This window comes from Brevundimonas sp. KH_025 (assembly GCF_057839885.1).
The window spans coordinates 1,198,447-1,211,997 of the sequence record NZ_CM174501.1 but is presented as its reverse complement, the minus strand read 5'-3'; the positions used below and the strand labels follow the sequence as shown (position 1 = coordinate 1,211,997).

Sequence of the window (13,551 nt, the reverse complement as noted above, 5' to 3'; positions counted from 1 at the left end):
GCCGCCGATGACGGCGACCGTCGTTTCTCCCCTTCAATCGCAAGGATGCACATGACTTCCGCACCCTGCCGCGACCGACTGTCGTGGCTTCGATCACCCTGGACCCTGGCGGTCCTTGTGGTCGGCCTTCTCTTCCTTGAAGGCCTGCTCAGCCAGGTCCTCGCCCACGGCGTCGCCGCGGGCGACAAGGGCTACATCCAGGAGACCTCCGGCTTCCTGTTCTGGCCCTTCGTCTATCTGGGGGCCAAGCACATGGTCACCGGCTACGACCACCTGCTGTTCCTCTTCGGCGTGATCTTCTTCCTCTACCGGATGAAGGACATCGGCATCTATGTGACGCTGTTCGCCATAGGCCACTCGTCGACCCTGCTGCTCGGGGTGCTGATGAACATCAACGTCTCCAGCTATCTGGTCGACGCCATCATCGGCCTGTCGGTCGTCTACAAGGCCCTGGACAATATGGGCGCCTATCAGAGGTGGTTCGGCTTCCAGCCCTCCACCAAGGCGGCCACGATGATCTTCGGCCTGTTCCACGGCTTCGGTCTCGCCACCAAGCTGCAGGACTTCCAGCTGTCGCCCGACGGCCTGCTGTGGAACCTCGTCGCCTTCAACATCGGCGTCGAGATCGGACAACTGCTCGCCCTGGGCGGCATCCTCATCCTGATGGGTTTCTGGCGCCGCACGGACGGCTTCTGGAAGCACGCCTACCTCACCAACGTCGTGCTGATGACGCTCGGCTTCATTCTGACGGGCTACCAGCTCGTCGGCTTCTTCGTCATGTGATCGGAGACACCTCATGTACAACGCAAACCGTCCCGCCAAAGCCGACCTGCCGTCCACGGCCCAACTGCTGAAGTCCACCGGCATCGCCGCCGTCGTCGCCTCCGTCCTTCTGGTCACCGTCGTCCTTCCCGCCGAATACGGCGTCGATCCCACCCGCATCGGTTCGGTGTTCGGCCTGACCGAAATGGGCCGCATCAAGCGCCAACTCGCCGGGGAAGCGGCGGCCGACGCCGCTGCCGACGCGGCCGCGGCGAAGGCCGCGGCTGTTTCTCAGGCCTCGTCTCCCGCAGCCGCAGCCCCGACCGCCCCGCCGGCCGAAGCGGCCCCTGTGCCGCAGACTCCGTCGGCGGTGTCCCCCAACGCCGCTTCAACGACGCCCTCGGCGTCATCCCCCGCAGCCCAACCCGCCGCAAAATCCGACCGCACCTCGATCACGCTTGAGCCGGACGAAGGCGCGGAGGTGAAGCTGGTCATGAAGAGCGGCGCACGGGCCAACTTCACCTGGGCGTCCGACGGCGGGGCCGTGAACTATGACACGCACGGCGACGGCGCCGGCATATCCTACCATGGCTACGGCAAGGGCACGGAGCAGCGCCTCAGCGGCGTGCTGACCGCCGCTTTCGACGGCAAGCACGGTTGGTTCTGGCGCAATCGCACGGATGAAGCGGTCACGATCACCCTGACCACCTCGGGCGATTATGAGAAGGTCGAGTTCATAGACTGAGGCTCGTCGCGCCGCCTTTCGCCTCAGCGTGCGGAAGGCGGCCACCTCCGGTGATCGTCGTCGATCACGACAGGGTGGGCGTGGGCGGTGGCCGCCGCGTCGGGGCGCATCCCTTCGTCAAGGTGTTCATGATCCGGCTCCAGATCGGCGTGATCATGCAGCAGATTCAGCGGATCATGCGCAGGCCAGATGACAAGCGCCAGGATCGCGCCGAGGCCGCTCAGCGCCGCCAGCACGATGAAGGCCGCCTGAGGATCCGCCTCGGCCGACACCAGGCCCGCAACGGGATAGGCGATCAGCCAGCAGGCGTGCGACAGGGCGAACTGGGCGGCGAACAGCGCAGGCCGTTCACCGGCCGTCGATGACCGCCGCAGGGCGCGGCCCGCCGGGGTGATGGTCAGGGAGTAGCCGAACCCCATGACGATCCAGAGTGCAATCAGCACCGGGTAGCTTCGGGCGAACAGCGCGCCGGCGATCAGCACCGCCGTCATCAGCAGGGCGCCTGACACCATGGCGCTGCGATCCGTCACGCGCTCCAGCACCTTCGGCAGGAATACGGCCGCCGTCATCGACCCGCCGCCGAACGCCGCCAAGGCCCATGCCGTCGCCTGCTGCGACAGGCCGAAGTTCGACTGCACCAGGACGACGCTATTGACGAAGACCATGGCGCCCCCCGCCGCCGTCGCCAGACTGACCGCCAGCAGTCCGCGCAGTCGGGGCGTCAGGACGAACAGCTTCACGCCGCCGGTGAGACGGCGCAGGAAAGGCAGGGTCTGAGCCGTCGACAGCCGAGGCAGAACCGCCGTCACCACGAACCCGGCGGAGAGGATGAAGCCGAGCGCCGTGCCGACGAACAGGTTGTGATAGCTGATGACGGACAGCAGCACGGCCGCGAGCACCGGGCTGGCGACGCTCTCCAGATCGGCGGCCAGTCGGGAAAGAGACAAAGCCTTGGTGTACTCGCCCTCATCCTCCAGCAGGTCAGGAATCATGGCCTGGAAGGCCGGCGTGAAGGCGGCGGAGGCGACATAGAGCACCGTCATCAGGCCATAGACCTGCCAGGCTTCGTTGACGAAGGGCAAGGAGGCCGCCACGGCGGCGCGCACCACATCCAGTGAAACCAGCAGGGTCTTGCGCGGCAGCCTGGAGGCCAGGGCGCTGGCGAAGGGCGCCACGCCGACATAGGCGATCATCTTGATCGCCAGGGCGATCCCCAGGACTTCGCCCGCTCCGGCGCCCGCCAGATCATGGGCCAACAGGCCCAGCGCCACGGTCGCCATGCCGGTCCCCAGCAGGGCCGCGACTTGGGCGATGAACAGGTGACGATAGGCGGCGTGCTTGAGCGGCGAGAACATCATGGGTCTTTCCAAGGCGGCGGCTTCACACGCCTCCTGCGGTCCTTCGTCATTTGACCTATCCCTACCGGGGGGATAGGTCAAACCCATGGCACACATCTCTCATGCGTCGCACCCCGACGTCATCAAGCGCCTCAAGCGGGCGGAAGGTCACATTCGGACCGTCATCCAGATGATGGAGGACAAGCGCGCCTGCCTTGATCTCGCCCAGCAGCTTCACGCTATTGAAAAGGCGGTTGCGGCCGCAAAGAAGACCCTGATCCACGACCACATCGATCATTGCCTGGCGCACGCCGCTGACGGCGATCCTGTCGAAGCGCGACAGGCGATGGCGGAATTCCGCGAGATCACGAAGTATCTTTGATCATGTCTGGACAGCCTGTCTGTTAGAGCGCTCGCCTCACCCTGCCCATGGTCCCGTTGTCATTCGATATGTAGGCATGCTTGAGATTCTCAGCCCTGCCGTCACCGACAAAAGTTTCATGGTCTCGCGAGGTTGGGCGAAGGTTCAGTGTCCTAGGGTTCCGGTGCGTCCATCAGGGACGCTGTGGAGAATGACGATGAAACGCAAGATCGTGACAGGCCTCTCGGCTGTGGCGCTGATCTCGTCTCTAGCCGTCGGCGGCGTCGCCCTCGCTGGAGCGAAGGGGAGTGACGACCAAGACGAACGTCGGGAAATCTCGGCGGTGAGCGCCGCTCGCGTATCCTTAGTGGACGCCGTGTCGATCGCGGAGCGACAAGGCGGCGGCAAGGCGCTCGAAGCGACCTTCGACGACGAAACCGGCAATCGGTGGGAGATCGAGATCGCCCGCGGCGGCCAAATCTTCGCCTATACCGTGGACATGACCACGGGCGCCGCTTCGCCTGCAGCCGCAGAAACTGAGGACGACGAAGGCCAGGAAGACCAAGATTAAGCCGAAGAGACCTCGTCCGGCTTGCCGGGCGAGGTCATTACGGAGATTGGACAGATGAAGATCCTTCTGATCGAAGATGACGCCGAAGCCGCCCATTTTGCGGCGCGCGGCCTGAAGGAAGCTGGCCACGTCGTCGACATCGTCGGCAGGGCAGACGACGGCGAACATCTTGCGATACAGGGGCACTACGACGTCTTCATCGTAGATCGCATGCTGCCAGGGGGAGACGGCCTTGAAGTCGTCCAGCGCGCCCGAGCGGCCGGGGTCGTCACACCGGTTCTCTTTCTCACAGCCATGAGCGGCGTGGGTGATCGAGTGGATGGACTGGAAGCGGGCGGCGACGACTATCTGGTCAAGCCCTATGCGTTCAGCGAATTGCTGGCGAGGGTCAACGCGCTCGGGCGTCGCAGGCCCGTCCTAGACCTGCGCGAGAAGCTGCAGGCCGGCGACATCGAATTGGACCTGGGGTCGCGCACCGCGCGCCGCGGCGATGTCGATCTCGACCTCACGCCGCAGGAGTTCCGCCTGCTGGAGTTCCTCGTGCGACACGCCGGCCTCGTGGTCACGCGGGAAATGCTGTTGCAGAGGGTTTGGGGTTTTGATTTCGAGCCCCGCGCCAATCTGATTGACGCCCACATGAGCCGATTGCGAGCCAAGGTGGACAAGCCCTTCGGCCAAGAGCGGATCCAGACCGCCAGAGGGACCGGTTACCGGCTGAGCGACCTTGACTAGGGCGTTCTGCTCGGTCGCCTTCCGGCTGGCAATTATCTATGCGTTCGTATTCGCGCTCGGCGGCGGCGCGCTCTGGGCGACATTTGACCTTGCCATTAGGCGCTATGCGGCCGACGCCCTCACAAGCGATCTGAGAACTGAGACCCAGGTCCTGCTCGCCGACAACGGCGGGGCCGATCAAGCGGCGCTGATCCGCAAGGTTGAGGCCCGAAGCCGTCTCGCCGGCCCCTTCGTCTACAGCTTGGCGGACAGGCAGGGCCGCCGCTTGGCCGGTCAACTGCCGGACGGCCTGGAGCCCCGGCTTGGTCTTGACGAAATTCAGCTCCCTCACCCCGAGGAAGGCGGCGGCGATGTCGAGGAAATCCCTGTACGGACCCTCACGACGGACTTTCCCGGCGGCGTACTCGTGGTCGGAAAATCGACCTATGCGCTCCACGAACTGGAAGAGCTGATCCACAGGCTCGGCCTCTGGGCTGTAGCTGGGCTCACCCTGGTCGCGGGCCTCGCCGGCGCCGCCGCCGGCGGCCTTCTCGCCTCGCGCCTCAATCGCATCAACCGGGCCGCAGCGCGCATAATGGACGGACGGCGCGGCGAACGGGTGCCCTCGGTCGGCCTGGGTCTCGAGTTGGAAACCATGCGCAACAATCTCAATGCCCTGCTGGAGTGGCAGGAAAAGGCGCTGGACGCCCTTCGGCACGTGTCGACGGATATCGCCCACGATCTGCGCACGCCTCTGAACCGGCTCCGCCAGCGCCTCGATCGCGCCGAGGCTGAGGCGACGGACGGTCGCGTAGCCCGATCTACCGTGTCGGCCGCTATCGCCGACCTGGACCAGGTTCTCGAGACCTTTTCCGCGCTGCTTCGGATCGGCCAACTCGAGGGCGGCGCCGGCCGCAGTCATTTTCGTCGGCTGAAGCTCGGCCCCGTCATCGACCGTGTCTTCGACGCCTATCTGCCGGTCAGCGAGGAAAGAGGGCATCTACTGATGCGCCTGGTGGACAGCGACACAGAGGTCATGGGCGACCCCGAGCTGCTCGTGCAACTGCTGACCAATCTCGTCGATAACTCCCTGTCGCACTCCGGTCCCTCCAGCCGGATCCAGATAGAGGTGTTTGACGACGCCGACAGGGTAGTCCTGGCGGTTCGCGACAACGGCTCTGGCGTGCCGGAAGCCGAAATGAGCCGCCTGACGCGCCGCTTTCATCGGCTGGACAGCAGCAGACAGACTCCCGGACAAGGCCTGGGCCTCTCGCTCGCGGCTGCGATCACGGCGCTACATGAAGGCGAACTCGTGATAGGGTCCAACCATCCGGGGCTGGTCGTCCGCGTGGCGCTGCCGCCAGCATGAGGGAACCTATGAGACTGGGGGGATCGTCTGCCTTCATCTTCGTTCTTTGCGGGCTTATCCCCTTGGCGGGATGCGCGACCTATGCGCCGGCGCCCCTGCCCACGGCTATCCCCGTGGACACGCCTCAGGCATCACTGAGCCATCAGACCCGCGACCGTCAGGCCGCTGCTGTCGATCTCACAGCCCCCCTCTCCGCCGACGCCCTCGCTGCACTCGCGGTCTTGCTTAATCCTGATCTCAGGACCCAGCGGGCGCGCGTCGGCGTGGCCAGGGCGCAGGTGTTCGACGCAGGCCTTCTCCCGGACCCTCAGTTCAGCGCCAGCCTAGATCGTCCGCAGTCGGCCCCGGGCCTGGTTGACGCCTTGGCCGCCTCACTCGGCCTCGACACCTCCGCCTTCTATCTGCGCCCGCAAAGACTGCGCGGCGCACGCGCGAATGAACGCCAGACGCGCCTGGATCTCGCCTGGCAGGAGTGGCGGACGGGCAATCAGGCGTCATTGCTTGCGGCGCGGATCCAGGGCCTGGATACGGCCCTCAACTTCGCTCGCGAGGCCGAGGCCCTTTCCGCCTCGGTACTGAAAAGGTCACTGGGGGCGCTCGCCCGCGGCGACCTGTCGGCGGGCGACGTCGAGGCCCGGCGATTGGCCGAAGCCGATGCGGCTGATCGCCTCCGCACGACCGAGCGCGATCTCGGCGCGGCTCGGCTTGAGTTGAACGCCCTTCTGGGCCTCAGCCCGGAAACGCGCATCCGCCTTTCGCCGCTCTCAACGCCCTCCTGCCTGCCCTCGTCAGAAACCCTCGTCGCAGGCGCCCTGGCCGAGCGCCTGGACCTAGCCGCCCTTCGTGCGGGGTACGAAGCCCAGGAAACAGCGCTGCATGTCGCCGTCCTGCAGCAGTATCCGCGGCTCAATCTGTCGCTCAACGCCGCACGGGACACCGGCGCCGTTCGTACCAATGGCGTGGCGATCGGCTTCGATTTGCCGCTGTGGAACCGCAATCGCGGTCAGATCGCCCTCCAGGAAGCGACCCGCGAACAACTCCGAGCCGAATACGAAGCTCGGCTTTTCGCAGCCCGCGCCGATCTCGCCGCTCTTCGATCTGCGCTGGAAATCGGCAGTCGGCAAAGAGCCGATCTTGAGGCACAGGTCGCCCCCTTGCGGACCACGGTTGCAGCTTTCGAGCGCGCCGCCGCGCGGGGCGACATCGCGGTCGTCACCGCAGAAACCACCCGCCTCTCCCTGCTGGATAAGGAAATCGCCCTGACGGGCCTCGACCAGGCCATGGCCGAACAATGGCGAGCCCTCCAGACGGCCGCCGGACGCTCTCTGGAGACCGATACATGCGGCGTCTGATCATCTTGCTGACCCTTGCCGCCACGCCCATGGCCTGTTCCAGGCCTGCGGAAAAAGCGGTCGACCCTGTCGCACAGGTTCGCACCGCGCCCATCCAGCGCACCGACCTCGCCGAGATACTCACCGCCTACGGCCAGATCGAGTTCGATGCGGCAGGTCTTCGCGCCCTCACCGCACCTTTCGAAGCCCAGGTGGCCCAGATCCATGTCCGCGTGGGCCAGACGGTCGTCGCGGGACAGGCCGTCGTCACGCTCGGGGCCAGTCCCCAGACGCGCCTCGACCTGGACCGGCTCGCCCGTGAGGCCAGCGTGATGGAGACCGAGGCTGCCCGCCTGCATCGACTAAGGGCGGACGGATTGGCGTCAGACGCCGAAGTGCAGACAGCCGTCGCCGCTGCGCAGACGGCGCGCCAGGCCAGCGCCAATCTGCTCAGGCTGACCCGAGGCGGACAACTAACGCTCACTGCGCCTTCGGCGGGCGTCATCGACGCCTTGCCAAGCAGTCCGGGAAGCCTTGCGCCCGCCGGCACGATTGTCGCGAGCCTTGGCGCCGCCGGCCGCCTGAACGCTAGGCTCGGCGTGGAGGTCGAGGACGCCCGCCGTCTCCGGACCGGAGCGTCGTTAACGTTGACAGGACTGCACGACCAGGGCGGGTCCGCCGCGACCCGCATCGCTTCTGTTGATCGGCGAGTCGATCCCACCACCCGCCTTGCCGCCCTCTTGGCGCCGGTGCCGCCCGGTGCGCCCCTGCTGCCCGGAGAGGCTATCAAGGCGGATGTGGTCGTCGGTGTCCGCAGCGGGGTTCTGGCGGCCCCCAGAGTCGCCGTCCTATATGACGGAGAAACCCCTTACGTCTTCGTCGTCAGCGCGGGCAAGGCGTTCCGCCGTCCTATCCGCATCGGTCTAGAGTTGCCGGAAAGGGTCGAAATCGCCTCAGGCGTCCAGAACGGCGATCGCGTAGTGGTCGAGGGCGGCCCGTCTCTTACGCACGGCATGGCGGTGCGGGAAGCGGCCGTAGTCACGGCGGCGCGGCCATGACCCGATGGCTCTCGGTCCAGGCCCGCTTCATCCTCCTCGCCTTCGTACTGCTGGCCCTCGCCGGATCCGCGTCAGCCCTCCGGCTGCCGGTCAGCCTTTTTCCACGCATCGACTTCCCGCGCGTGGTCGTAGCCGTCGACGCCGGCGACCGGCCGGTAGAACAGATGGTCAGCGAGGTTACCCGCCCCGTGGAGCGTGCGCTCCGAACGGTCCCGGGCGTCGCGTCGGTCCGGTCAACCAGTAGCCGGGGTTCCGCTGAGCTCTCGGTCAACTTCGCCTGGGGAGCGGACATGACGGCCGCGACCCTGCAGGCCGAGTCAGCGGTCAACGCCGTCATACCTGATCTGCCCGCTGGCACTCGTTTCGAGGTCCGCAGAATGGACCCGACGGTGTTCCCGGTACTCGGGCTTGCCCTTGTTTCCTCGACGCGCGACCCGGTAGCGCTGAGAGATTTCGCTCAGCTCCAGTTGGCGCCGCTTCTGTCCTCAACCCCAGGGGTGGCGAGCGTCGACGTCCTCGGCGGCCAGGAGAAGGAATATCAGGTGCTGGCCGACCCTGCCCGTCTTCAAGCCCTTGGCCTGTCGGTCGAAGACCTTGCCCGCCTCCTCTCTTCTAACAACGTCGTGGTGGCTGCCGGTCGTGTCGAGGACCGCTACCGCCTGTATCTGGTGCTGGCGGACAACCAGTTGAAGAGCATCGACGATATTCGCAGGACCGTGATCCAGACCGGCGCCCGTGGTGTCGTTGAGCTCGACGACATCGCCGAAGTCGTGGTTCGGCAGACCCCGCAATGGACGCGCGTGACATCTCAGGGACAGGACGCGGTTCTTCTCAACATTCGACAGACGCCAGACGCCAACAGCGTGGGGCTGGTCAAGGAGGTTCGCCGTCGGATCGAGGCCTTTAAGGCCGAGACGCCGCAAGACGTTCGCATCGTAACCTTCTACGACCAATCCCAATTGGTCACGGCTGCAGCCGGAAGCGTGAGAGACGCTATCCTGCTCGGAGCCCTGCTGGCGGGCGTCGTGCTTTTCGTCTTCCTGCGCAGCCTGCGCTTCATGCTGATCGTCGCCCTGATGCTCCCGGCGGTGCTGGCGACCACCTGCATCGCCCTCGCCCTGTTCGGAATGAGTTTCAACATGATGACCCTGGGCGGGATGGCGGCCGCCGTCGGCCTGGTCGTTGATGATGCAGTGGTGATGCTCGAGCATCTGATGCGCCGTCTTCAGGAGGGGCGGGGGGGCCAAGCCCAGAACCGAAGCGTCCTGGGTTCAGCCGCCGAAATGGCGCGTCCGCTGATCGGTTCCACCCTTGCCACGCTCCTGGTCTTTCTGCCGCTTGCCTTCCTGGGCGGCGTGACCGGCGGCTTCTTCAAGGCCCTGGCCCTCACCATGTCGGCCTCCCTGGCCGTGTCCCTGGTGTTCGCACTCTTCGTCGCACCGCTCCTCGCCGACAAATGGGTGCGAGACCGCGACGTGGAACAGGCCGAACGGGCGGGCAATCTTCTGGAACGGTTCGGGGGTCTCTACGAGACCTTGATGGCGAGGCTTCTGAAACATCCCGGCCGTTTTGTCCTGATCATCGGGGCGACCCTTCTCCTGGTCGGAGGGCTGGCCTACACCCGCCTAGGGTCGGGCTTCATGCCGAAGATGGACGAAGGCGGTTTCATTCTGGACTACCGAGCCACGCCAGGGGCCTCCCTCACCGAAACCGACAGGCTGCTTCGCCAGGTCGAGGCGATCCTTCAGGCCACGCCCGATGTCGAGAGTTATTCACGTCGCACCGGCCTTCAGCTTGGCGGCGGGCTTTCCGAGGCCAACGAGGGCGATTTCTTCGTCCGACTGAAAGCCAGCGGACGCCGCCCCATCGAGGCGGTTACTGCGGAGGTACGCGGCAAGATCGAGGCGACGGTGCCCGGATTGACCGTAGAAACAGCCCAGTTGATGGAAGACCTGATCGGAGATCTTACGGCAGTCCCCCAGCCCATCGAGGTCAAGCTTCTGGGCGCCGATGAAACCGCCCTCAAATCCGCCTCGCCTCTGGTGGCGGAGGCCATCAGCAAGATCAGGGGCGTGGTGGAGGTCGATGGCGGCCTGAGGGTCGCCGGCGACGCCGTGGTCATCACCGTCGACCGACCTGCGGCCGCGCTGGAAGGCCTCGATCCCGAAGCGGTCACCCGCCAGTTACAGCTTCTCGTCGGTGGCGCGGTAATCGGCCGGATCCAGGAGGGCGAGAAGCTGGTCGGCGTCCGCGTCTGGACCGACGGCACGCTTCATGATCGCGTAAGGGCGATGGAAAGTCTGCCTCTGCGGGCGCCGGACGGCCACCCTCTGCCGCTTTCGCGCGTGGCTACCCTGACGATCGCGCCCGGCCAGCCGCAGATCACGCGCGAGAATCTCCAACCCCTCGTCGCCGTTACGGCGCGTCTGGAGAAGCGCGATCTCGGCTCGGCCATGCGGGAAGTGCAGCGCACTGTCGGCTCGCTCGCCCTGCCTTCGGGCGTGCGTGTCGAGTACGGCGGGCTCTACGCCGAACAGCAGAAGTCCTTCCGCGACCTGGCCATTGTCTTCGCCAGCGCCCTGCTGTTGGTCGGACTGCTGTTCCTCTACCTCTTCCGGGGTTGGCCGGCGGCGGCGAGCATCGTCGTCACTCTTCTGTTGGCGGCGTCCAGCGTCTTCCTCGGACTCTGGGCGACAGGCACGGAGCTCGATATCTCGGCCATGATGGGGCTGACTATGGTCATCGGCATCGTCGCCGAACTCGGTGTCTTCTATCTGGCCGAACTGCCGCCCGACCGACGGCCGGACGCGCAGACACTCATCGCCGCAGGCCGCGCGCGTCTGAGGCCGATCCTGATGTCGGCCCTGATCGCCATCCTCGCCCTTTCGCCCCTTGCCCTGGGCCTTGGGGAAGGGTCGGCTATGCAGAAGCCTCTGGCGATCGCCATCATCACGGGCCTGATCGCTGGGGTGCCACTGGTCCTGATCTTCTGCCCCGCACTTCTAGCTCGACTATCCACGCCCCTCAGGGAGAGGCGGCCATGAGCCCCAGTCCAGCCAGACCCCTTCTCTCAAAGCCCTCGTCTCTACTGGCTCGCATCGCGATGTGGGCAGGCGTCCTGGCGACGCTCCCGACCATCGCCCTGATCGCCTATGCCGGCATGACCGTGATGACCGGGAATTTCCATACGGTCGTCGAAGGGGAGGTCTACAGATCGGCGCAGCCTACGCCTGCGGCGCTGGAACGCTATGTTCGCGAACACGGCATCAAGACTGTGATCAACCTGCGTGGAGAGAACCCTAGGGACGACTGGTACAGAAGGGAGACGGCGACCTCGCGCCGACTTGGTCTTCGTCATATCGACTTTCGCATGTCGGCCAAGCGCGGCATCTCCAAGCGGGAAGCCTGGCGTCTAATCCAGATCATGCAGCAGGCGCCCAGACCGATCCTCATACATTGCGAGTCAGGCGCTGATCGAACCGGTTTAGCCTCGGCGCTCTACGTGGCGGGCATCCAGCTCAGGGGCGAAGAAGCGGCAGAAGAGCAGTTGTCGCTCCGGTACGGGCATGTCGCGGCTCCATTCGGCAAAGGGTGGGGCATGACAGTCACCTTCGAGGACATGGAGCCTTCCCTCGGTTTTCCCGGCAGCTGACGCGCTCCCCCCACTCTCCCTCCAGAAGGAATTCTCATGATCGCGCCGACATCCACGCCCGACCTTCGCCGCGTACAGCGCATTCGCAAGGGCGTGCTCCTCGTCGCCATCCTCGCGGTCATCACATTTGCGACCGTCACACGGTCGATCGGCGGCGAAACCCTCCTGCATGAAGGACTGGAGTTGGCGGGCCTCGGCCTTATCGCCGTCTGCATCGTAGGGCGCGCCTGGTGCTCCCTGTACATAGGAGGCAGGAAGAAAGCCGAGATCGTCGATCGCGGTCCCTACTCCGTCACCCGAAATCCCCTGTATGTTTTCAGCTTCTTGGGCGCCTTCGGGATGGGGGCGTTCACGGGCAGCATGACAATTGCGATCCTCTTCCTCGCGATCGCTGTGGTGGTGTTCGCAGCGACGGTCGGGCGCGAGGAAGCCTGGCTCAGTTCAACCTTCGGCGGGGCTTTCGACGCCTATGTGGCCCGAACGCCGCGCTTCTGGCCAAACTTCGCCCTCTGGCGCGATAGTGAAACACTGGAGGTCAGACCCGCCTTCTTCATCCGCACGCTTCTGGACGGTGCCGTCATGGTCGTCGCCTACCCCCTGTTCGAGTCGATCGAATACATGCAGGATATCGGCTGGATTCAGGTTCTGCTGTCCTTGCCCTGACATCTAACGGCTTTCTAAGCGAGGCATCCATGTCGATTTCCCTCCCCGCAGTAGAATTCGCGGTCATCAGGCGTGGAGGCGAATGGCAGGTGCTGCGCGACGGCAGCGACGCCGGCCACTTTGACTTCAGCGTCGACGCCGTCGAAGCGGCGATGAGCAAGGCCGCCAAACTGATTGAGAGGGGCGAAGCGGCGACTGTCCTGGTCCAGGACGAAAAGGGTGAGTACCGTCCGGTCGATCCGATTGGGGGATGAAGCTTGACCTGAGGGTCGTTAGGTCCTGCGCAGCGACATGCCGAGCCTGCCAGCCGATCAGCGCGCAACGCCCATAGAACCAAGCGCACCCTGTGCAAACGCATGCAACTGCGACTGCAGCTGCGGCTGCGCGGTATCTGCATCTTCCGGTCGCCGCCACAGCAGGTCGGCCGACGCCTGGGACAGCAACTCGCCTACGATCCGCTTGATGTCGCGAAAACCCAGCATGACCTCCGAGCCCCTCTGGCGGCGTAAGTACCTGACGAGGAGTTCATATTCGCCATGTCAGCCCCTGCTCCTATCATTGCCGCCACAGGTTCATGCCGAATCCTGGCCAGATCGTTCACCTAGGACCCCACCCCGGCTGACGAGCCGCAACCCATATCGCCACGCGGCGGATTGGAAACGGCCCGGTCAGCCCGCAGGAGGGCGATAGACGGGAAACCGGGCCGTCGCCTCGATCCGGAGGGCGGAAGAGGGTTCTCCGCAACGCCGCGGCCTATCCGAGGTTCCTCCTCCCGATTTGGCGCCCCTCCGTCGAGCGCGTGAGTGGATCGATTGAAGGACCAGGTCGGCGTCTTCCTTCCCCTGCCCCGGCCCGACCACCAGCGGCTTCACGCGCCTCATCGGGCAGATCGCCCAGCAAGTCGTTCGACATCCCAAAGTCGAAATGAAGCGACCGTCGCCGGTCGTCGCGTGACTGGGAAAGCCACACCAAACCCCACGCCCCACAGCCT

At 65.4% G+C, this 13,551-nt stretch carries 14 protein-coding genes; 12 read left to right on the top strand and 2 right to left on the bottom strand.

The window, feature by feature from the left end; all coding sequences use genetic code 11:
• The first annotated feature begins 51 nt into the window (after positions 1-51).
• Complete coding sequence (locus tag AC3IS2_RS06150; RefSeq protein WP_331033292.1) at positions 52-783, top strand: HupE/UreJ family protein; 732 nt, start codon at positions 52-54, stop codon at positions 781-783.
• A 13-nt stretch (positions 784-796) separates the two neighbouring features.
• A complete protein-coding gene (locus AC3IS2_RS06145; protein WP_489199771.1) occupies positions 797-1,507 on the top strand; it encodes a transmembrane anchor protein in 711 nt (236 codons plus the stop codon).
• A 23-nt stretch (positions 1,508-1,530) separates the two neighbouring features.
• On the opposite strand, the gene AC3IS2_RS06140 is transcribed toward AC3IS2_RS06145, so the two are convergent.
• Positions 1,531-2,865: an MFS transporter gene (locus AC3IS2_RS06140; protein ID WP_489199769.1), complete on the bottom strand. Its 1,335-nt coding sequence runs from the start codon at positions 2,863-2,865 to the stop codon at positions 1,531-1,533.
• Positions 2,866-2,950: 85 nt separating this feature from the next.
• On the opposite strand from AC3IS2_RS06140, the gene AC3IS2_RS06135 reads away from it, so the two are divergent.
• From AC3IS2_RS06135 to AC3IS2_RS06090, 10 genes are all read left to right on the top strand, one after another.
• Complete coding sequence (locus AC3IS2_RS06135; protein ID WP_331033295.1) at positions 2,951-3,226, top strand: metal-sensing transcriptional repressor; 276 nt, start codon at positions 2,951-2,953, stop codon at positions 3,224-3,226.
• 196 nt (positions 3,227-3,422) lie between these two features.
• On the top strand, positions 3,423-3,776 hold the full coding sequence (locus AC3IS2_RS06130) for a PepSY domain-containing protein (protein ID WP_489199768.1): 354 nt from the start codon (positions 3,423-3,425) through the stop codon (positions 3,774-3,776).
• A gap of 54 nt (positions 3,777-3,830) precedes the next feature.
• On the top strand, positions 3,831-4,508 hold the full coding sequence (locus tag AC3IS2_RS06125; RefSeq protein ID WP_489199767.1) for a response regulator transcription factor: 678 nt from the start codon (positions 3,831-3,833) through the stop codon (positions 4,506-4,508).
• On the top strand, positions 4,501-5,856 hold the full coding sequence (locus AC3IS2_RS06120) for a sensor histidine kinase (RefSeq protein WP_489199766.1): 1,356 nt from the start codon (positions 4,501-4,503) through the stop codon (positions 5,854-5,856). The genes AC3IS2_RS06125 and AC3IS2_RS06120 overlap by 8 nt, the downstream gene beginning before the upstream one ends.
• Before the next feature lie 113 nt (positions 5,857-5,969).
• Positions 5,970-7,208, top strand: coding sequence for a TolC family protein (locus AC3IS2_RS06115; protein WP_489199765.1), 1,239 nt, complete (start codon positions 5,970-5,972; stop codon positions 7,206-7,208).
• Positions 7,196-8,245: an efflux RND transporter periplasmic adaptor subunit gene (locus AC3IS2_RS06110; protein ID WP_489199764.1), complete on the top strand. Its 1,050-nt coding sequence runs from the start codon at positions 7,196-7,198 to the stop codon at positions 8,243-8,245. Before AC3IS2_RS06115 ends, AC3IS2_RS06110 begins: the two co-directional genes overlap by 13 nt.
• Positions 8,242-11,289, top strand: coding sequence for an efflux RND transporter permease subunit (locus AC3IS2_RS06105; RefSeq protein WP_489199763.1), 3,048 nt, complete (start codon positions 8,242-8,244; stop codon positions 11,287-11,289). The genes AC3IS2_RS06110 and AC3IS2_RS06105 overlap by 4 nt, the downstream gene beginning before the upstream one ends.
• A 59-nt stretch (positions 11,290-11,348) precedes the next feature.
• The gene (locus tag AC3IS2_RS06100) at positions 11,349-11,897 is read left to right on the top strand and encodes a dual specificity protein phosphatase family protein (protein ID WP_489199762.1); all 549 of its coding nucleotides are present in this window, start codon (positions 11,349-11,351) and stop codon (positions 11,895-11,897) included.
• A 36-nt stretch (positions 11,898-11,933) separates the two neighbouring features.
• On the top strand, positions 11,934-12,560 hold the full coding sequence (locus AC3IS2_RS06095; RefSeq protein ID WP_489199761.1) for a methyltransferase family protein: 627 nt from the start codon (positions 11,934-11,936) through the stop codon (positions 12,558-12,560).
• 29 nt (positions 12,561-12,589) lie between these two features.
• Positions 12,590-12,814 (top strand): hypothetical protein, encoded by a 225-nt coding sequence (locus tag AC3IS2_RS06090; protein ID WP_489199760.1) that lies wholly within the window; start codon positions 12,590-12,592, stop codon positions 12,812-12,814.
• A gap of 57 nt (positions 12,815-12,871) precedes the next feature.
• Here the strand turns inward: AC3IS2_RS06090 and AC3IS2_RS06085 are convergent, their stop codons facing one another.
• Positions 12,872-13,042 carry a hypothetical protein gene (locus AC3IS2_RS06085; protein WP_489199759.1) on the bottom strand — a complete coding sequence of 57 codons (171 nt, stop codon included), beginning with the start codon at positions 13,040-13,042 and terminating at the stop codon, positions 12,872-12,874.
• Positions 13,043-13,551: the final 509 nt, after the last annotated feature.